This window comes from Leptolyngbya sp. AN02str (genome assembly GCF_050565595.1).
In the GTDB taxonomy this organism is placed as follows: Bacteria; Cyanobacteriota; Cyanobacteriia; order Elainellales; family Elainellaceae; genus Kaiparowitsia.
The window spans coordinates 110,738-128,749 of the sequence record NZ_JBNXVR010000012.1 but is presented as its reverse complement, the minus strand read 5'-3'; the positions used below and the strand labels follow the sequence as shown (position 1 = coordinate 128,749).

18 protein-coding genes are annotated in these 18,012 nt (G+C 47.4%); 7 read left to right on the top strand and 11 right to left on the bottom strand.

What is annotated here, in order from left to right; translation table 11 throughout:
* Nucleotides 1-77: 77 nt before the first annotated feature.
* The 6 genes from ACQ4M4_RS11840 to ACQ4M4_RS11815 form a co-directional block, all read right to left on the bottom strand.
* A complete protein-coding gene (locus ACQ4M4_RS11840; RefSeq protein ID WP_430684682.1) occupies nucleotides 78-746 on the bottom strand; it encodes a cadmium resistance transporter in 669 nt (222 codons plus the stop codon).
* 555 nt (nucleotides 747-1,301) lie between these two features.
* Complete coding sequence (locus tag ACQ4M4_RS11835) at nucleotides 1,302-1,460, bottom strand: hypothetical protein (protein WP_430684715.1); 159 nt, start codon at nucleotides 1,458-1,460, stop codon at nucleotides 1,302-1,304.
* Between the two features lie 229 nt (nucleotides 1,461-1,689).
* The gene (locus ACQ4M4_RS11830) at nucleotides 1,690-2,784 is read right to left on the bottom strand and encodes an isopenicillin N synthase family dioxygenase (RefSeq protein ID WP_430684681.1); all 1,095 of its coding nucleotides are present in this window, start codon (nucleotides 2,782-2,784) and stop codon (nucleotides 1,690-1,692) included.
* Nucleotides 2,785-2,793: 9 nt separating this feature from the next.
* On the bottom strand, nucleotides 2,794-4,248 hold the full coding sequence (locus tag ACQ4M4_RS11825) for an FAD/NAD(P)-binding protein (protein WP_430684680.1): 1,455 nt from the start codon (nucleotides 4,246-4,248) through the stop codon (nucleotides 2,794-2,796).
* Between the two features lie 422 nt (nucleotides 4,249-4,670).
* The gene (locus ACQ4M4_RS11820; protein WP_430684679.1) at nucleotides 4,671-5,234 is read right to left on the bottom strand and encodes an MgtC/SapB family protein; all 564 of its coding nucleotides are present in this window, start codon (nucleotides 5,232-5,234) and stop codon (nucleotides 4,671-4,673) included.
* A gap of 859 nt (nucleotides 5,235-6,093) precedes the next feature.
* Nucleotides 6,094-7,101 (bottom strand): sulfate/molybdate ABC transporter ATP-binding protein, encoded by a 1,008-nt coding sequence (locus tag ACQ4M4_RS11815; protein WP_430684678.1) that lies wholly within the window; start codon nucleotides 7,099-7,101, stop codon nucleotides 6,094-6,096.
* A gap of 455 nt (nucleotides 7,102-7,556) precedes the next feature.
* Between ACQ4M4_RS11815 and ACQ4M4_RS11810 the strand changes: the two genes are divergently transcribed.
* Nucleotides 7,557-8,357 (top strand): prohibitin family protein, encoded by an 801-nt coding sequence (locus ACQ4M4_RS11810; RefSeq protein ID WP_430684677.1) that lies wholly within the window; start codon nucleotides 7,557-7,559, stop codon nucleotides 8,355-8,357.
* Nucleotides 8,358-8,384: 27 nt separating this feature from the next.
* Here the strand turns inward: ACQ4M4_RS11810 and ACQ4M4_RS11805 are convergent, their stop codons facing one another.
* The gene (locus ACQ4M4_RS11805) at nucleotides 8,385-9,329 is read right to left on the bottom strand and encodes a LysR substrate-binding domain-containing protein (protein ID WP_430684676.1); all 945 of its coding nucleotides are present in this window, start codon (nucleotides 9,327-9,329) and stop codon (nucleotides 8,385-8,387) included.
* 767 nt (nucleotides 9,330-10,096) lie between these two features.
* Between ACQ4M4_RS11805 and ACQ4M4_RS11800 the strand changes: the two genes are divergently transcribed.
* From ACQ4M4_RS11800 to ACQ4M4_RS11775, 6 genes are all read left to right on the top strand, one after another.
* Nucleotides 10,097-10,843 (top strand): cadmium resistance transporter, encoded by a 747-nt coding sequence (locus tag ACQ4M4_RS11800; RefSeq protein ID WP_430684675.1) that lies wholly within the window; start codon nucleotides 10,097-10,099, stop codon nucleotides 10,841-10,843.
* 118 nt (nucleotides 10,844-10,961) lie between these two features.
* Nucleotides 10,962-11,579 carry a hypothetical protein gene (locus tag ACQ4M4_RS11795; protein ID WP_430684674.1) on the top strand — a complete coding sequence of 206 codons (618 nt, stop codon included), beginning with the start codon at nucleotides 10,962-10,964 and terminating at the stop codon, nucleotides 11,577-11,579.
* 119 nt (nucleotides 11,580-11,698) lie between these two features.
* Complete coding sequence (locus tag ACQ4M4_RS11790) at nucleotides 11,699-12,133, top strand: YidH family protein (RefSeq protein ID WP_430684673.1); 435 nt, start codon at nucleotides 11,699-11,701, stop codon at nucleotides 12,131-12,133.
* 110 nt (nucleotides 12,134-12,243) lie between these two features.
* Nucleotides 12,244-13,077: a sulfite exporter TauE/SafE family protein gene (locus ACQ4M4_RS11785; protein WP_430684672.1), complete on the top strand. Its 834-nt coding sequence runs from the start codon at nucleotides 12,244-12,246 to the stop codon at nucleotides 13,075-13,077.
* Between the two features lies 1 nt (nucleotide 13,078).
* Entirely contained in the window at nucleotides 13,079-13,609 is a 531-nt protein-coding gene (locus ACQ4M4_RS11780; protein ID WP_430684671.1) for a DUF1634 domain-containing protein, read from the top strand.
* 75 nt (nucleotides 13,610-13,684) lie between these two features.
* Nucleotides 13,685-14,332 (top strand): cadmium resistance transporter, encoded by a 648-nt coding sequence (locus ACQ4M4_RS11775; protein ID WP_430684670.1) that lies wholly within the window; start codon nucleotides 13,685-13,687, stop codon nucleotides 14,330-14,332.
* A gap of 30 nt (nucleotides 14,333-14,362) precedes the next feature.
* Here the strand turns inward: ACQ4M4_RS11775 and ACQ4M4_RS11770 are convergent, their stop codons facing one another.
* From ACQ4M4_RS11770 to ACQ4M4_RS11755, 4 genes are all read right to left on the bottom strand, one after another.
* A complete protein-coding gene (locus ACQ4M4_RS11770) occupies nucleotides 14,363-15,160 on the bottom strand; it encodes a sulfite exporter TauE/SafE family protein (RefSeq protein ID WP_430684669.1) in 798 nt (265 codons plus the stop codon).
* Between the two features lie 127 nt (nucleotides 15,161-15,287).
* Nucleotides 15,288-15,785 (bottom strand): hypothetical protein, encoded by a 498-nt coding sequence (locus ACQ4M4_RS11765; protein ID WP_430684668.1) that lies wholly within the window; start codon nucleotides 15,783-15,785, stop codon nucleotides 15,288-15,290.
* Between the two features lie 262 nt (nucleotides 15,786-16,047).
* Nucleotides 16,048-16,710 carry a class I SAM-dependent methyltransferase gene (locus tag ACQ4M4_RS11760; protein WP_430684667.1) on the bottom strand — a complete coding sequence of 221 codons (663 nt, stop codon included), beginning with the start codon at nucleotides 16,708-16,710 and terminating at the stop codon, nucleotides 16,048-16,050.
* A gap of 278 nt (nucleotides 16,711-16,988) precedes the next feature.
* Entirely contained in the window at nucleotides 16,989-17,600 is a 612-nt protein-coding gene (locus ACQ4M4_RS11755; RefSeq protein WP_430684666.1) for a thioredoxin family protein, read from the bottom strand.
* Between the last annotated feature and the right edge of the window lie 412 nt (nucleotides 17,601-18,012).

Here is an 18,012-nt window from a genome sequence, read left to right as displayed (position 1 = left end):
TTTATAAATCAGCTCTTAGTCAGTCGTTAATCAATCCAAGGTAGTGCGTTGTCAATGCAAATTGAGTTAGCGGACTGCTAGAACAAGCCAGCGAGTAATTGGTAAGACTGGTTATCCAGCAGGATGGAGAACCCGATCCACATCAATACAAAGGGAACAACTTTGCGCACATAGCGAGCCATAATGAATGCGATCGCAGGTCGACGTACGATGCTATAAGATAGTAAACACCAAAGCCCAATGGCGGTGTAACATACGCTTAGAGTTAGCACTAAATTCGGTAAGGTGCTGCTGGCAAATAGAGGAATGTAGATGCCGATATTATTGCCTCCATTGGCAATGGTAACTGCCGCAACCCGGTAGGTTTGGGGCTCACATATTGTTTTCCATACCGTTGCTTTAGAGCGGCACGGGTAACTACAGCGACGCGATAGGTTTGGGGATGTGTCCTGAATCGTCTCGCCATCATTCTCGTCTCGACTGAGTAGCGTATTTACACCAATGGCAATTGGCAAGAAGCCAAGTAACCCGATCCACATATGGGAAACAACCAATCCTCCTAAGAAACCAACTAAACTGACACCTACTAAAGCTGTAAACCCAACAAACTCACCCACCACAATATGGCGAGGCCGAAAGGTTTGATTAACCCTACCAAAAAATAACGTAAGGTAAATGTTGTCATCAAAGGTGGTTGCAGTCGCAGTGGCGATTGCCAATGCAAGAGATCCAGTTAATAAAGCCATAGCATCTACATCAAGAAATAGAACGAGAAAACTAATTTGGATAACGTTTGCTCCACCGATTCATGTTCAATCGGACATGCGACATCAACCCATCTTCTAGATATCGAGAAAATGGACGAAACCGTAAAGATATTGAGTTAAAAATGATTACCTTTAATAGAAGCAGTTTATGAAATATGTTGGCTCTAGATTGAGAATGTTACCCATTTAGCAGACTTAATTGCTAAAGAGAAGCCGACCCTTGAATTCGTTAAAAGGTCAGCAAATTGATGTTGGAGAAACTCTGGTATATTGCTGAGTTGATTTTCAATTTAAGATGCCACTTAAATAAGCGCAAATCATCTTTTTGATGGGTTCAATAAAGCGATTTTATTATTTGTGTTTTCGTCGCAACCAACCACCTCTATGATGAGATGAATCAGGCTATGCGGCTATATTTGCCCAAAACCAGCTGCCAACATACAAAGATTACTTAGGGCCTGCTGAAAAAGTATTTTACGAGTTTTGGGAGGGCTGACAGTTCAATCCTGGGGACTGCTAGCACTTAAACAGCCATCAGAACGAACTGAGGATAGCGCCACTGCCGCTGCCAAATGCCTCCCACGGAATCAACTGTGCCAACTTCACCCAGCGATTCTCACCCAATAACTTGCCCCCAAACGGCAAGTAGAAATTCTCGAGCGATAGTTGACCCGGGGTAGAACGGCGGTACATCGGCAAGCTCGTGCAAGGATTTTGAGGGATTTTACGCTTTTTCCTTGCACTTTATCAGACTTGATCCCGCTTGAGACTAGACACAGTAAGTCTTTAGCGCTTTTTTCGGCAAGCCCTACTTAGCATGAGTTGCCGTTCACATTAGCTAGACTGAAGGATGGTTTTTCCTCAGAGGTTCACCTCGTTCCATCTAGAAAAGCTGCCCAAAAAAACGAATATTCCGAGGTTGCTAGCCATTCAATTCACCTGGCAATGATGTTGTTTTTGTGAGATCTGGAAATACTTTGAAGACTTTCTTCAAAATATAATTTCCATAGGTGCCAGAAACAGTATGAACAGATGCTCTATCCCAGCGCCCATGAGATATATTGAGGTTTTGAGCTGATGCATCTATCAAAATTGGATGAACTTCAGCACAAAAATTTGGATCAAAAAAGAATGGAAATGAAAGGCGATCGCGGCCTGAGATATTCTTCACCCGGTGAGGCGTAGATTGGTAAAATCCCTGGGTCATGCGCTCGAGCATATCGCCAATATTGCACACAAACGAATTGGGAACTGGTGGTGCTTCAATCCACTGATTTTGGCACTTAATTTGCAACCCACCGCAGTCATCCTGCTTCAAGATGGTCAACAAGCCATAATCAGTATGCTCTCCAACGCCCCATAGCTCATGATGGTGCGGGGAATGAGCAAAAGTATGGAAAGCAGGATAGTGAAAGATACGAAATAGGATGAAAGGGTCTGCTGTAAAGCGATCGCGAAAGTAACCAGGCTCTAGCCCTAAACTTAAGGCAATACCAACCATCAGAGCATGTCCGAGTTCGGTCATGGCGGTCATGTAACTTAACACAGTCTCCCGCAATTCTGGTATTTGGGATGGAAACAAGTTGGCTCCATGCATGGGCAGATGTGCCTGAACAGCAGGGTGATCGCTTCCCAACTCCGCACCAAAATAGAGCCCTTCCTTTAAGTCGGGTTTTCCCGATGTGAGTTCTTTTCCGACGGCAAAGTAGCCGCGCCATGCTTTGCCACCAAGTGCCATCTGAATCTGCTGTTTTTCTGCCAAACGTAGGGCAAAAAAACGTCGGCTAAGTTGTTCTAATTGATGCTGTAACGGTTCACTAACGCCATGGCCAACAATATAGAAAAAACCATACTCGCGACAGGCATAGCGAATTTGGCGTGCAACAGAATGCTGCGCTTCTTCTAACGCCGACAACTCAGCATTCGCCGCGCCATCAGCAGATACAAGCGGTTGCACGTCAATGATGGGGATATCGTTCGGGGAGGGATGAGGGTTCATATCTGGAGAGCAGGACATTTCACGACTTCACCACCTTGGAGCAAGAGCCGTAGGAGAGAGCATCGAAGAAGTTGCTCCAAGAGAATTAAGTATTTCTGCTGCTAAAGCCTGCGCTTGCACTCGCAGTTCTGGTATGGCGGTTGTTTCCCAGAGATTGCCTTTGCGAGGCGTACCTAGTGTATAAAGAATGTCGGAAGCTTTACCATTGGCCTGAATGACGGCTCCATTGTTGGTTGTTTCAATCCCTAACCTAATTGGATTGAATTGAATTAAATTTTGCGTGCGCAAACTGTCAATGAAAGGATGTGGCAATTGTTGATAGTCACAGTTGAAGCCAGTGCAGTTGAGAATACGGCAAACTGTTAGAGCAGTTTGTGTTGTTTGATGACGCGGTTGAATCATGAGGTGTACGCGATCGCCCTCCACATAGCAACTCTGAACACGTCCACTTTGATACATGAGTTGTCCTTGGGCGACTGCACACTCGAGAATATTAGCCATTTGGGGAGCAACACGATGGCGGTGGACTTCCCAATAAGGCTTGGCATGACGCAAAAAGCGTCGCTGCTCAGTCGTTGATAGCCTCTGCCACAAAGGTTGACTAATGGGCCGAAGTGCATCAATAACAGCGCGCCAGTCGTACCCCCGAGCAATTGCTAGCTGTACCTCGTTGCGAACCCATCGTACCAGGCCACGAGCTGTTTTAGGGGCGGTGCTCACAGCTAGTTGGTTAGGATAAGGGATGTAGGGTTGATGCCGCTGTGGCCGCAGCCCATGGCGAGAAACCGCATAGATGGAACCTTGGTGTCCTTGTTCTCGCAAAGCAATGACCGCATCAACCATGGTTAATCCAGTGCCGACGATGAGGACGGGATCGTTAGCCTTTAGCCCTGAAATTGCCCCTTTGGCCCAAGCATTGCGGACATATGACTTGTACCGAGGTAAAGCCGCAAATGGAGTAGGTAAGGCAGCCTGAAAATTTCCCAAAGCCAGCACAACTTTATCTGCTTGAAGTTCCGTTCCGTTTCGGAGTCTTAGGGTGGTTCTATCGTTGATAACTTCAATTGCTATCGCTTCATCCATGACACGATGGAGAGTCACGTGCGCTGGTGCACCAGCGATCGCCTGCTCCAACAAAGATTGCACATAACTTCCATACAGATGACGCGAAACGAAGGTAGCTGCTTCGATGGTTACATAACCTGCATCATGCAGCCAGGTCAAAAAATGATCTGGCTCATCTGGAAATGCGCTCATTTTGCCAGCGGGCACATTTAGTAAGTGAAGGCTGAGCGTAGTTGAATAGGCCACTCCTCGACCATACTCGCCGTTGCGATCAATTAAGATAATCGTGACAGGCTGAGCAGCCATGCGTAATAGATGCACTGCGACTAACGTACCGCTAAATCCACTACCAACGATGGCAATGATAGGACGCTTGAGTGATGAAAAGGGTATGGAATTGAGAATACTATTGTTCATAACCATGCGAGAGTTTAAGTAGACAATTCGCATCGTTAATACGTTAGATCAATATGACCAGATTCGGAAAGTTCTAGATAAACAAAATAAAAATTTAATATGCCTCTAATTCCGACTAGATCACTCGAAAAAGTGAAGTTGAATTCTCAACTGAGATGTGACAAAAAAACGTAGGCGAGGTATCGCAACTTTATGCCATAAATGGTTTCCGATGACGGCTGTGGTTCGTTTGTTATCAATTAAAAGAAAAATGACGGTGATACATTGACTCAACATTTTGATGAAGATCCCACAAGTTTTTCAATCATCAGCTCGTGCTTGATGAGGTTGGTGTATCAGGAATTCACAACAATACTTTGCCGATCGGAAAAGTGTAATTTAAAATGACGAGCGATCGCTTCTGTATCAATAGCAAATAGACGTCATGTTTTTGCATCGGGTTCATCTGGTGCTGAATTGCCAGAGTGAGTTGATTCTAAGGGCCTAGATCTCAGCAAAATAAACGCAGATGACTGGACAGTTTTCTTCACAGTCTTTTGAGCCCGTTTGACCCCACTCAGAGCCAGCAAGATAAATCCAGTCCCGATGAGTCCCATTTGCCACAACCCGCAGCCAATGGCAGCTCCCAATCCTGCTGATGCCCATATTGTGGCAGCCGTGGTTAATCCACGCACCTTGATGATTCCCAACTTACGGGATGATTGCTGCAAGATTAGCCCTGCCCCCAAAAAGCCCACCCCAGTGGCCACACCTTGAATCGTACGACTGAGGGCATTGGTGGCAGCAAAAGAGTTTTCCCCTTCAGCCTGCAAAGGAATCATCACAAAAAAAGCAGCTCCCAGACTCACAATCATAAAAGTGCGCACGCCAGCGGCTCTCCCTCCCCTTTGACGATTAAATCCAATCACGCCACCCAAAAACATAGCCAATCCTAACCGAAACAGGATGGTCAACACATCATCGGATTGAACAAACATATAAGACATGGAGAATAGCTTCCAAAAAGTAAAAATGACTCAGCCTTGGCTATTAACTGAGATCTCTATACAAACTAGTTGTGATGCGATCGCAGCTCCATCACAGCCCACAACATTTATGGGATAAAGATGCAGTTAACAATGTTAGAGATTGGAAGGATAGAAAGCTGAAGCAGTCGCCATCCCAAATTTGGGACAAGCTTTAGAGGATGTCTGAAAAGTGCCTTAAGTCTCGGTACGGCCCTCAACCTCTTGTGTTCGCGTGTCCCAAATTTGGGAGACGGAATTTGAGGATGTAGTGCTTTGCGCTTGCCGAAGGATGGGCAATTTTATTAATTTCTCAGGCATCTTTTGAGGTTAAAATTAGTTTAACAAACGATTAACAAAATTGTGATGATGGCTCTAAAAAAATCACCCACTTCTATTGGTAGAAGTGGGTGATTCAAACGATTTGAGTACTGTTTGTCTCGAATTGGTTCTGTTTGTTGAAAGGATGAATGTTTTAATATCCAGGCTTGATGGTTTTGCGTTTCCAGAGTAAGTAGTCCTCAATAGACGAGAAATGTTGTATAACTTCGTCTAATCCTTCTGGTCGATCAGAGAAGTATCCAATAAGGTAAGAAGAATCTTCCAATCGAGGTAAGAGACCCGCTGTGCGATCGCAACACCCCTGCAGATAGCGCTCTTCTCGACAGCGATCAAACCAAGCGTTGAACATAGCTACTAACCCCTTGAGCCGCAAGTATCATCAATACTTTCACTCTAATGCGCAAAACCCATAGAAGCAATTGTTCATTTTTGTCGAATTCATCAATAAAATTGATTAACTTAATGTAACGAGAAACAGGTGTACGATTCAATCGGTCGTTCAGATTAAAGTCGCAAATACTTTTGCCTGTTTAGGCTTGGCAAACACCCGCTGATATCGCTGCAAATTCAGTTGATCAAATCGTTGCCGATCGAGATGGACGTTGACAACTTGACCATCATCTAGCCGAAGCTCAGCTTGTGCTTCCCATCCTAAGTGGATAAGTCGTTGTACAGTTGCAGGAACTGCATCTGTGCTGGGGGTCAACTCCACAATCAAGTCATGGGGACGAATGTAAATTTTGTCCCGGCTAGTGGTGTGGGCTCTGCCACCAAGTGATGTGTTACCCGACAATACATTGACTGGCCCCAGAAAACCCATAACAAAGGGTGAAGCGGGATTATCGTAAATTTCAGCAGGGCTACCGACTTGTTCAACTTTGCCGTTGCTCATCACCACAATCTGGCTAGCAACTTCCATCGCTTCTTCCTGATCGTGAGTAACGAATACAGTAGTTACCTGAACTTCTTCATGCAGCCGCCGCAGCCAGTTTCGTAGCTCTTTTCGCACTTTGGCATCCAACGCGCCAAAGGGTTCATCGAGCAGCAGTACTTTGGGTTCACGAGCTAGCGATCGTGCTAATGCAATACGCTGTCGCTGCCCACCCGATAGCTGAGAGGGATAGCGATCGCCAAAAGCCGACAGTTGAACCAGCTCCAGCAGCTCATCAACGCGATTTTTAATGCGTTCTGGCTTCCATTTGGAAATTTCCAACCCAAATGCCACATTTTGTCGAACCGTCAAATGCTTAAACAGAGCGTAATGCTGAAATACAAACCCAACTCCACGGTCTTGCACTTCATCATGAGTCACATCTCGTCCCGTTAAATAAACATGCCCTGTATCCGGTTCTTCCAAACCAGCAATGATGCGCAGCAGGGTTGACTTTCCTGAACCCGAAGGGCCAAGCAACGCCACGAGCGAGCCTGTCGGAATTTCGACATTAATATCTTCCAACGCAGCGAAACTACCAAAGCTTTTGAAAACGCCTTCAACCAAAATTCCCATAAGGCTTGACCCTATCTACGTAATTCAATATATCTAAATATCGATCGGTGTACCGTACTTTAAGAGAGAATACCATAATTGCTTGCGAATCAAAGTAAATCTTTTATCCATTAGAGACCTGGCTTAGACTGCTTAACAACTAAGCGTTTGAGCCGTCGAAGGTGCAAAGATGGCTTTGGCTTAACGACAGCGGTTGAGTTTATCAGCCCGATTCAAACCCCACTTGCTTACCGGGAATTATTTCGTGCAAAGTTGCAGTATGCTGTGAGGTCAGACAGGAGGCAGGCAAGAGGTAGGGCAAAAATTTTGCCCATTTCCAGCTATTCGCGCTTGGACACGCGGTTGATTTTGGTCTCAGCATTATTTGATGCTTTCTTTTAGAGCGAGGGAATGTGGACATTACTCAGCAAGTTGCAAAAGCTCAACGTCGAAGCTCTAAAGACATCAATATTGCCATGAGTGTCTTATCTACCTTGCTGGCACTCGTGTTTCTATCTAGTTTTTTCGTGATTGTGAATGCGGGAGAGCGGGGAGTATTAATGCGTTTTGGGCAGGTGCAGAACCAAATTCTAGATGAAGGAATTCACGTGATTGTGCCGCTAGTGCATACTGTAAAAAAGCTCAGCGTACGCGTGCAGGGGCAGCAAATTTCGGCAGAAGCATCTTCTCGCGATCTACAGGACGTTTACTCAGATGTAGCGCTGAACTGGCATATTGTACCTGCGGAAGCGCATGTGCTGTATCAGCAGATTGGAGATGAGCTGACGGTTGTGAATCACATTATTAATCCTGCTGTGGAAGAGGTCTTGAAAGCTGTGATGGCAGAATTTACAGCAGAAGAGATCATTACGAAACGAGGGGAAGTGAAAGCCAAAGTAGATGACCAGTTAACGAGTCGGTTGCGAACTTACCACATTACTGTGGATGATATTTCGCTGGTGCATGTCCACTTTTCCAATCGGTTTAGTGATGCAGTGGAAGCAAAGCAGGTGGCCGAGCAGGAAGCCAAGCGGGCTGAATTTGTGGCGAAAAAGGCACTGCGCGAAGCAGAAGCACGCGTGAATTGGGCAAAGGGCGAAGCCGAAGCGCAACGCCTATTGCAAGAAAGCCTAACGCCAGAATTATTGCAGCGGCAAACGATAGAACGCTGGAATGGGGAGTTGCCAATCATTGTGGGCCGTGAAGAATCAACTGTGATCGATTTAGATACACTCCTACGAACCAAAGCCTTTAAAGCTCCTACTGTGCAGCCTTAGCAAAGGGGCTGACTCAAGTAAGGTTGATTATGCAAAATGGGCAGAAACGAGAGCATTGCTGCTTAGCATGGTTTCAAATGCGATCGCCGCTCTGCTTTGAAAACGCTCTCTGTGATGTAGTTTCAGCATAGGCTGTACAATCTCTAAACTGGTTAGTAGGTGATTCTCCTGCCCAATCACCTGAACAGCACGTAGCGTTCCCAACTTCAGCTCTTTCTTCAGCATAATTTCCGACACAGCAGCGGCTCCAACTCCATCCTCCACCACTGATTTCACCATTTCACTGGTACTGAGAACTAATGTGATCTCTAGCTGGGTTAGATCCACTCCCCAACTTTGCAAGGCGCGTTCAAACACCTGTTGAGTGCCTGAACCCGACTCTCGCATAATCCACGCAGTTTGGGTCAGCTCCGCAACTGAAACTTTGGGGCGACTATACCAGGGGTGAGATTCACCTACAACAATTTGCAGGCGATCGCTCCCTACGGTTTGCTGCTGCAAAACCGAGGTTAAGGCAGGCTTTAATTCTCCAGTAACTAGGCCAATATCGAACAATCCAGAAGCAGTACCATCCCCAATTTCTTCGGCATTGGCTAATATACACTTCACTGCAATACCGGGATAGTCACGCTTAAATCGGCTGAGCTTGGTTGGCAACCAATAGTTTCCAACCGCCAGACTAGAACCAATCCGAATTTCACCTCGCTGAAGGCTGTTCAACTCTCGCAATCCCCGTTCAGCCAACATCACTCTATCTAGAATCTTTTGAGCTTCTACTTCAAGCAGTTTGCCAGCTTCACTAATTTCAACATGCCGCCCAACTCGATGAAAGAGTTTCACTCCATACTCTTTTTCTAAACTTTGAACAGCGGCACTAACAGCTGGCTGTGTAATATACAGCTCTTCTGCTGCACGAGTGAAATGGAGGTGTTCAGCAACAGCTAAAAATATTCGAAGTTGTTCAAATGTCATGTGATTTTAGTGACTTAGCCAACAAATAAAAGCAGTAGCTCAGATTAATATACGGTAAATTGATCGAAATTTAGTATTTTAGGAGTATGGCATAAGTTGCAGGCTCAATCAAGTCCGGAACTGGGCTTGCATTCGGGATCTTGGTTTCTCCGCAGCCTGTTTAAACTCTGCGTTTCGGCATGATGGAGTTTGCTCATTATGGTTGTGTTACTTCCTATGGGTTAGCTTTGATAAAGGCTGAAAACTTGTTTTACAAGATTATGAAATTTGTAAAAAATAGAAGTATTTTTACAAACTGAGATGATTCGACAAATGATGATTTAAAAGTCTATTGGCAAGTAAACAGCTCAAGTCAAAACTCAGAGTTGCAGACTAGGTGATTGCCAAATTTTCTGTTGAAACTTCACTATTCCTACTTCAAAAGTCAAGATTCTGGGATCGCGATTTTTCAATCATTTTGACTCTTTTTTGTGGATAAGACTCATGTTTTTAGCTGGAATACGGCTCAAAAATTAACGCGCTTTATGGTTTTAACAAGAAAGACTATTTGCTTCTATTGATTGGCTCTTTTAGATTGAAGCCCATGCGCTGCATGGTAAAACCATCGTAAATTGATTGGCCGATTTCCGACGCAGCTTGAACTGAACAGGGGCGATCGCCTCTAGAGTATTCCACTACGATCCCTATCCCTTTCAAAAGGTTCATTTCAGAATGGCTTGCCAACTGGTCAACCCAACGAAAGCAGGACATTAGCGGTATTGAGAAGCATGAGTGAAGTATTAAAAGCAATCTCGACTGGGTTTACGGCATTTACGGTAACCAATTTGGATGACATCTTAATTCTGCTGCTGTTCTTTTCGCAGGTCAGTGCGCTGTTTCGGCGGCGGCATATTGTGGCTGGGCAGTACTTGGGGTTTGCTGCGCTGGTGTTGGTCAGCCTGCCGGGATTTTTTAGCAGCTTTGTTCTGCCTCGTCCCTGGATTGGTATGTTGGGCATTGTTCCTATCGCCATTGGCATGGGGAGATTGATCAATCAGAATTCTGAAGATGAAGTGGAAGCGGAGAAGCCACAGCAAACTCCTGCTCAATCATGGTTCGAGAGTGTGCTGTCGCCCCAGGCTTGTAGTGTCGCTGCGGTAACCTTTGCCAACGGAGGCGATAACATTGGCATCTATGTGCCGCTGTTTGCCAGCAGTACAGGCCAGAGTTTGGCAACTATTTTGGGCGTGTTTTTTGGGCTGGTGGGGGTGTGGTGCTACGTCGCGTATCGGCTCATGCAGGTACCTGCGATCGCCCGAACCTTGACCCACTACGGCAATCAACTCATTCCCTTTGTGCTGATTGGGCTGGGCGTGTTGATTTTGGTGGATAGCCACACGTTGGAAAATCGAGGGTTGGCTGTACTCACACTCGTGATCAGTGGTCTGTGCCTTTTGAGTTTGTTGCGCAATGCAACACGGCCCGCAGTCTTGTCCCTCTCCGAACCTGCAAAGGAGTTAACCCGGCAATCCTAGCGCCATCTGAAATCTCAGGTTAACAATTGGGATGTGATTTATGACATCATCCTTGCTTTTCCAAATTATCTTCTGTGCGATCGCTTCTAGTTCCTCATTCGTCGATCAGGAGTAACCCATGAAATTGCTAAAAGCTGCTTGTATTGCCTTCCTGCTGATTTTGAATCTTGCTGTGGTGAAGCCAGCCCTGGCTGATGCCCCCAAACCTACCGAATCAGCAGATTACACAAACCTGGTAGAAACGTTGAGTGGCTTGATTCAAGCACGCGATACAAACACACCACCAGAAGGTATGACGATCGCTGACGTGGAGCAAAAAATCCCAACTTTGGAATATCAAAAATATCTGATGGAGATGGGAGAAGACACGCTGTGCCGAAACAATACAACCCGTCCCTTAGCGGTATATGGCTCACCCAACAAGGGATCAACCACAACATTTGAGCAAGTTCTCTATCTGCTGCCTGCGGGTGAAGAGACCGATGATAACTGGGTGTGTGGTGGCGTGTACTTACCCAACGATGCTACCGCAGCAGGATTGGAACTCATGGGTGCAACGGCGGTGAAGATCCTTCCAGGAACAGAACTGGAGATTGCCGAAGATCCCGATACGGGAGCAATCGCCTTCAATCTTCCCCCCGCTAGCGTTTTCTCCGCAGGCGATATCAATTGGGAGATCCCCGATCTGGCACAAGCCGATTTAACCAATCAATACCCCGAAGCTCCGCTGGATTAACGAACATTGGAGAGCCGCAGTCTTGAGATGCTGGAATCCGATAGTGCTAGGAGTTCCAGCGCAAAACCAGGCAAAGGTTTCGCAGTGAAGGTATCGCATAATTTAGATCGAGTGTTAGCGTGTCATTGAATCAACTTCCCTCTTCAGAATCTGGCGTGACCGAGACTCTGTCTAAGCGAGTGAATCCCAATCGCATTCGTGATCATCTCGCCAATGAGCGCACGTACCTGGCCTGGATGCGGAGCGCGATCGCCCTGATGGGATTTGGCGTGTTGATTGTGCGATTGCGGATTTTACGCCCACCGATGGCACCTCAGCCACCGGGCAATGGTTGGAAACTGGGGCTCGCTTTCTCGATTGTAGGGCTATTGATGGTGCTGCTTTCGACCCAACACTACTTTGGGGTGCGCAACGATATCGAAGCCGATACATACCAGCTGCCCGATCGCTGGGTTGTGCTGTCGAGTATGGCGATCTTGATTTTGGGCTTGGGAGTGGTTTACTACGTGTTCTCGATTCCGCTCGATTCTCTAAATTCCATCATTCTTGAGTAGGTGCATTGGGGAAATTCTTCCTCCCATCGATTCTGTTACAGAGTGTTGTTGACCGTTCTAACTGGTTCAAGCTTCAGGCACATTGGTGATACGACAACGGAAGTAAAGCGGTGAATGTTCTTGAGTTTTCGCTATTGGTATGGGTGGGGTCGTTTTTGGCCGGTTTTTTGGGAGCGCTCACCGGGTTAGGGGGTGGGGTGGTGATTGTGCCCCTGCTCACGTCGGTGTTTGGGGTGGATATTCGCTACGCGATAGGGGCATCGCTGGTATCGGTGATTGCAACATCTTGCGGCGCTGCGTCTACCTACATTCGCAAGGGGTTTGCCAACGTGCGGCTGGGCATGTTTTTGGAAGTGGCAACCACTACAGGCGCGATCGTTGGGGCGCTGTTGGCAACGGTGATTTCGGTCAAACTGCTCACCATTATTTTGGCGGTGGTGCTGCTGTACTCGGCCTATTTGGCTCAGCAACCGCGAGAGGAATCGGAGGTGGTTGAGGAGCCGCAGCCCCTAGCGGCCCACTTGCAACTGACTGGCACCTATCCAACGTCGAGTGGGGCAATGGCGTATCAGGCTCAGTCGGTGCCGTTGGGGTTTGGGCTAATGGCGATCGCGGGTGTGCTGTCTGGGTTGCTGGGCATTGGTTCAGGTGCCCTCAAGGTGCTGGCGATGGATCAGGTGATGCGCCTACCATTCAAAGTTTCCACCACGACGAGCAGTTTCACCATTGGGGTGACAGCAGCGGTATCTGCGGGGGTGTATTTATCTCGGGGGTACATCGATCCGGGGTTGGCCATGCCGGTAATGCTGGGCGTGTTTCCTGGAGCGCTGTTGGGGGCACGGGCCTTGGTGGGCACTCAGGTGAATGTGCTACGAATCGTCTTTAGTTTGGTGCTAGTAGTGATGTCGATCAAGATGGTGTACAACGTGGTGGGAGGACATTAGGATGCCTGTTTATGATTCGGAAGTAGAAGCTCTATCCTGCCCGATCGATCAATCTCTCCAGGCCAGGGTGGATGCGGCTGCGCATGTATTAGCAAATCTACCAGCAGATGCGATCGCGAATGTTACCGTGGATGCGCCTGTGATTCCTGAGGTTGATGTGCGATCGCCAGATTATGAACTAGGACGCATGATCAGCGCTGTACTAAAGTATGGGGTCATTATTTCCAGCCTCGTTGTGCTGGTGGGTGGCCTGTTCTATCTGGCTCGTCATGGCATGGAGCCAGTTCACTATCACATTTTTGAAGGAGAGCCTGCTGAGTTTTGCTCTCCTTGGGGAGTCATGCAAGCGATCGCAGAAGGCAGATATCGCGGTGTTGTGCAGCTCGGTTTGCTGCTGCTGATTGCAACTCCTATCGTGCGTGTGATTGTGTCTTTTGGTTACTTCATTTACAAGCGCGATCGCATCTACAGCGTGATCACGCTGCTGGTGATGTCGGGCTTGCTCTACAGCTTTTTGGGGGCGTATCACTAGTACTCTGCCACGCATAAAAGGGAACTTGGGAAACGGTTTGAGATAAGTTAATAGGGAAAATGAATTCGTCCCTACATGCTGAATCTGATCAACACAAGTTTCACCGCCATATTTTCCTTTGTCGCTACTAATGTTGACGATTTGATCATCAATATCTTGTTTTGTTCACAGCTCAGGACGGCGATCGCTCCTGAATTCAGGTTTCGCCATATTGTGGCTGGCAAATATTTAGGATTGAGTTTGCTGGTTCTGGCAAGTCTTCCGGGCTTTGTGGGAGGGTTATTAATTCCGCAGGAGTGGATTGGCCTTTTGGGTGTACTACCGATAGTGCTGGGACTGCGAATGCTGCTGCTCAAATTCGACAACTCGCCGGAGTTTCAGGGCGTTCATGCTAATGCAGTACCCCGTTCTGGTAGCTGGTGGACTAGCCTTTTGTCGTGGTACACCTACGAGGTTGCTGCCGTAACCGTGGCAAACGGAGGCGACAACATTGGCATTTACCTGCCCCTATTTGCCAGTCTCAACGTGGTTCAGCTAGGAATTACAGTGCTTGTATTTTGGATCATGATAGGGCTGTGGTGCGGATTATCCTATTACTTTGCGCGCCATTCTGCGATCGCCCAAACCTTTGCCAAATATGGTCATCGGGTGGTGCCGTTTTTGCTCATTCTGCTGGGCATGAGCATTTTGGTACAGAGCGGAACCTATCGGCTATTGGGTTGATGTGCTGCGAAAAGAGATGGCGATCGCAGGCTATATCCCATGTGCCAGCTTCCAGCTCACCATTACCAGCAGCATGTAGATCCCAAATCGGAGCAACCGCTGGGGTGCAATATGGCAAAGTTTAGCTCCAACCATCACACCCGGAATCGAGCCAATCCAGATAGGAATCACCACATGCCAATCAACTGTTCCCAAGGTGAAGTGCCCCAACGACGTGACACTCAATAGAATTGCGGCTTGTGCTAAATCAGTACCCACCAAACTCCGAGCATCCAATCGGAACAACGCAATCAGCACCAGCACAAACATAGAGCCCGAGGACACACTCGTGAGCCCAACGACGCAGCCCAACACAGCCCCGATCGCCACTGAAGTTGCTCTGCCAGCCCACGTTTTTAAATTGACGGCAGGCAGCGATGGCAAGTCTAAATTAGGCGCGAAGGTAAGCAGCAACAATTGCACCAGCGATACCGAAGCAATCAGCAAAATTGCCGCTCCAATCAACTGAAGCAGCACATTGTCCAGATTGAGCGCACTCGATTGGCGAATGTGGTGCAGGATTCCCACCCCAACTAGCGAACCGGGAACACTGCCCATCGCCAGCCAGATGACTGCTGGCATATCCAATGTCTTTTGCTTCCAGTGCTTGATGCCACCCACAATTTTCATTAGGGTGGCTGCAACCACATCGGAACTGACTGCAACCGATGGCGGTACCTGAAACACGAAAATTAGCATGGGCGTGATGAGTGATGCCCCACCAATGCCTGTAAGGCCAACTACAATGCCAACGACAAAGCTTAATGAAGAGAGCAGTAGATAGTTCATTGTAGAAGTCTGTACAGATAGAAGATTGATTTGGCTCAGGCAATTTGGATAGAAGTACGAATGAAGCAAATAATCTTGAATAAGAAAAAAGCACCCATTTCTGGATACCGCTTAGAGGAACGCCAAATCAAAAGTTCAGTTTCGGCAGCAAAGCATGAAGACTGAAACCCTCGTCGAAGTTGAGCGCGGGTGCTTCGAGAATGCCAACATGCATGAGCACGAGAATAAGTCCGGTATAGATGCTGGAGGACAGAATTCCTATCAGCAGTTCTTTTTTGAGATTTCGCTGGTTGCTACCAACTTGAGCTACATCCATAAACCCAAACTGCATCAGCAGAATTCCGGCTAAGTTGGAAAACCAGTAACCCGCGATCGCCGTCGGCAAAAATAAGTCGGGAGCAATGAGGCTAACTACAAACCCAAATACATACGCAACTGGCAGATTGAAGAACAAATCATTCCACCAGGACAGTGGTGATAGCATGTAGCCCACACCCAGCAACAAGCCACCTCGCAACCGTCGCCAAATGGATGGCCTTGGAATCAAAATCGAGATGCTGTTCGAAGCCAATTCGTTTTGAGAAGCAATATCGGAGGATTGGACGAGCTCTGGGCGAGTATTCATGAAACTACTAAATCTCGATGTGCTTACCGTAATATTACCACTATACGGCTAAAATACTAAATCCCGATAGATTTACCGTTGTTTTTGTCGGTTTCGTTATTTATAAACCTAAGTTATGGTTTGCAACCTTTCATAGCGCTACGTAGCGGCGATATTCACTCGTTTTTAAAGAACGTTGAAAAGCATCAATAACAAATGGGCTTCTCGAGCGTTGTGCATTCAAACTCGAAAAGCCCAGTCATTGAGTCGTTTTTTGGCGGGTTTAACGCTTGAGCGCCAGGGTTAAGCCATCGGCAATGGGCACCAGGCTAATGCTGACCCGTTCATCAAGATGAAGCGTGTGGTTCAGTTCTTTGAGCACGAGCGTGCTTGGGTCTTGAGCTTCGGGCTGCGCCACCTGCCCCGACCACAGCACATTGTCGATCGCAATCAATCCACCTGGACACACTAAAAGAACGGCGCGTTCGTAGTAATTCAGGTAGTTCTCTTTATCGGCATCAATAAAGATGAAGTCAAAGGTATCCGCATGTCCATCCGCCAGCAGTTGATCCAGGGTTTGCAGGGCAGGAGCTAATCGCAAATCAATCTTGTGGGAAACGTTGGCTTCTGCCCAATAGCGTTTGGCGATCGCCGTAAATTCTTCGCTCACATCGCAGGCAATGATTTTGCCATCGTCGGGAAGCGTTAGGGCTGTGCGCAGCGAGCTATATCCCGTAAACACACCCAGTTCTAGCGTTTTCTTCGCGCCAATGAGTTGAATCAACAGTGACATAAATTGCCCTTGTTCTGGCGCAATTTGCATATTGGCGCGAGGATGACGAGCTGTTTCTTCGCGCAGACGAAAGAGGATTTCGGGCTCACGCAAGGAAACAGAAAGGAGATAGTCGTATAGTTGGGAGTCGAGCCCCAAGGTTTTGTTAGACATGATCAGCTCCTCTGCTGATAGAAGTTGATGGCGAAAACAATAATCTAGAAACGATTCATGGATAATTCCATGTTGACGAAGAATGCTCAATAAAAAATGTGGTGATGTTCTAGACGTATGGTTGTTTGTTATGGAAGGGGTGTATTTCACCCCTTCCATAACAAACAACTACACATTTGAAATACGACAAAAATGTAGGGGTGATCGCCTCTAGAGCTTCTCATTGAGGCGGCCCCCTACATTGCTCGTAGGAGATAGGAGAAGATTGGTATCGCGACTTAGGAATTTGCTAGGGCAACCTCAGCTGGAGCACCAAAATACGCTGGCTCGTTTCCGGGCTTCCATTTAATGTTGCACCCAATGCTGGGGAGCTGGTTAGGATTAACGGGTTGGCCTGCCAGAACAGCTTCGATCGCTCGGCGCAGGTCTTGGCCGGTCACCGGAATGTCGTTGCCGGGGCGGCTGCCATCAAGCTGACCGCGATAGACCAACTGGCGATCGCCATCAAATAAGAAGAAGTCGGGCGTGCAGGCCGCCTGATAGGCCTTAGCGACTGTCTGCGTTTCGTCAAACAAGAATGGGAAATTTAGATTGGCCTCGTGAACAAATTCCTTCACTTTCTCCGGTGCATCGTCGGGATACTGCACCGGGTCATTGGAGCTAATGCCCACAATCCCTAACCCTTGCGAGGCAAAATCCTGAGCAAGGTTTGCCAGCTCCTGCTGCACGTGCTTTACAAAGGGGCAGTGGGGACTTGCAAAAATCACCAGTAATGCCTTGCGATCGGCAAACCTATCGAGGGAAACGAGGTTTCTGGTCACGACATCTAATAGGGCAAATTCGGGCGCAGACACCCCGAGCGCCAACATGGTCGAAGCGGTTCTTGGCATAGCAGACTCCAAGCAATAAGTAGGCAAATTTCAACTATAAAACCCAGTGGAATAAATTACGGTAAATCGACCGAGATTTAGTAGTTTATTCGCTGCGAAGTATGACATAGGTCACTCGGCGAATGCAAGTCTCGCTTATACAAATTTCTAAAAGCTTTGGCTTGCCGAGATTTGAGCGATCGCCTTCATCGCTCCAGCAAGGGTTGCGTTTTCAAATTAGCTGTGCAATACTCGCAACATTGCAAAAATCATCGGTATCTCGATTGATTTACCGTAGATTGCAAAAAGGAAGCATGTTTTAACAGTCATTACATCAGGATCCCAACCCTGAACTTCAGGCTGAAACGAGCTCGCCTCAAGCTTTTCTGACTTTGCTTCATCATTCACGCTATGAGGGATAGCGCTATCCGCA

What these genes read in the sequence shown, in the direction of transcription:
- ACQ4M4_RS11840 (WP_430684682.1), bottom strand. Translation starts at nt 746, where the DNA reads ATGGCTTTATTAACTGGATCTCTTGCATTGGCAATCGCCACTGCGACT.
- ACQ4M4_RS11835 (WP_430684715.1), bottom strand. Translation starts at nt 1,460, where the DNA reads ATGTACCGCCGTTCTACCCCGGGTCAACTATCGCTCGAGAATTTCTAC.
- ACQ4M4_RS11830 (WP_430684681.1), bottom strand. Translation starts at nt 2,784, where the DNA reads ATGTCCTGCTCTCCAGATATGAACCCTCATCCCTCCCCGAACGATATC.
- ACQ4M4_RS11825 (WP_430684680.1), bottom strand. Translation starts at nt 4,248, where the DNA reads ATGAACAATAGTATTCTCAATTCCATACCCTTTTCATCACTCAAGCGT.
- ACQ4M4_RS11820 (WP_430684679.1), bottom strand. Translation starts at nt 5,234, where the DNA reads ATGTCTTATATGTTTGTTCAATCCGATGATGTGTTGACCATCCTGTTT.
- ACQ4M4_RS11815 (WP_430684678.1), bottom strand. Translation starts at nt 7,101, where the DNA reads ATGGGAATTTTGGTTGAAGGCGTTTTCAAAAGCTTTGGTAGTTTCGCT.
- ACQ4M4_RS11810 (WP_430684677.1), top strand. Translation starts at nt 7,557, where the DNA reads ATGAGTGTCTTATCTACCTTGCTGGCACTCGTGTTTCTATCTAGTTTT.
- ACQ4M4_RS11805 (WP_430684676.1), bottom strand. Translation starts at nt 9,329, where the DNA reads ATGACATTTGAACAACTTCGAATATTTTTAGCTGTTGCTGAACACCTC.
- ACQ4M4_RS11800 (WP_430684675.1), top strand. Translation starts at nt 10,097, where the DNA reads ATGAGTGAAGTATTAAAAGCAATCTCGACTGGGTTTACGGCATTTACG.
- ACQ4M4_RS11795 (WP_430684674.1), top strand. Translation starts at nt 10,962, where the DNA reads ATGAAATTGCTAAAAGCTGCTTGTATTGCCTTCCTGCTGATTTTGAAT.
- ACQ4M4_RS11780 (WP_430684671.1), top strand. Translation starts at nt 13,079, where the DNA reads ATGCCTGTTTATGATTCGGAAGTAGAAGCTCTATCCTGCCCGATCGAT.
- ACQ4M4_RS11775 (WP_430684670.1), top strand. Translation starts at nt 13,685, where the DNA reads ATGCTGAATCTGATCAACACAAGTTTCACCGCCATATTTTCCTTTGTC.
- ACQ4M4_RS11770 (WP_430684669.1), bottom strand. Translation starts at nt 15,160, where the DNA reads ATGAACTATCTACTGCTCTCTTCATTAAGCTTTGTCGTTGGCATTGTA.
- ACQ4M4_RS11765 (WP_430684668.1), bottom strand. Translation starts at nt 15,785, where the DNA reads ATGAATACTCGCCCAGAGCTCGTCCAATCCTCCGATATTGCTTCTCAA.
- ACQ4M4_RS11760 (WP_430684667.1), bottom strand. Translation starts at nt 16,710, where the DNA reads ATGTCTAACAAAACCTTGGGGCTCGACTCCCAACTATACGACTATCTC.
- ACQ4M4_RS11755 (WP_430684666.1), bottom strand. Translation starts at nt 17,600, where the DNA reads ATGCCAAGAACCGCTTCGACCATGTTGGCGCTCGGGGTGTCTGCGCCC.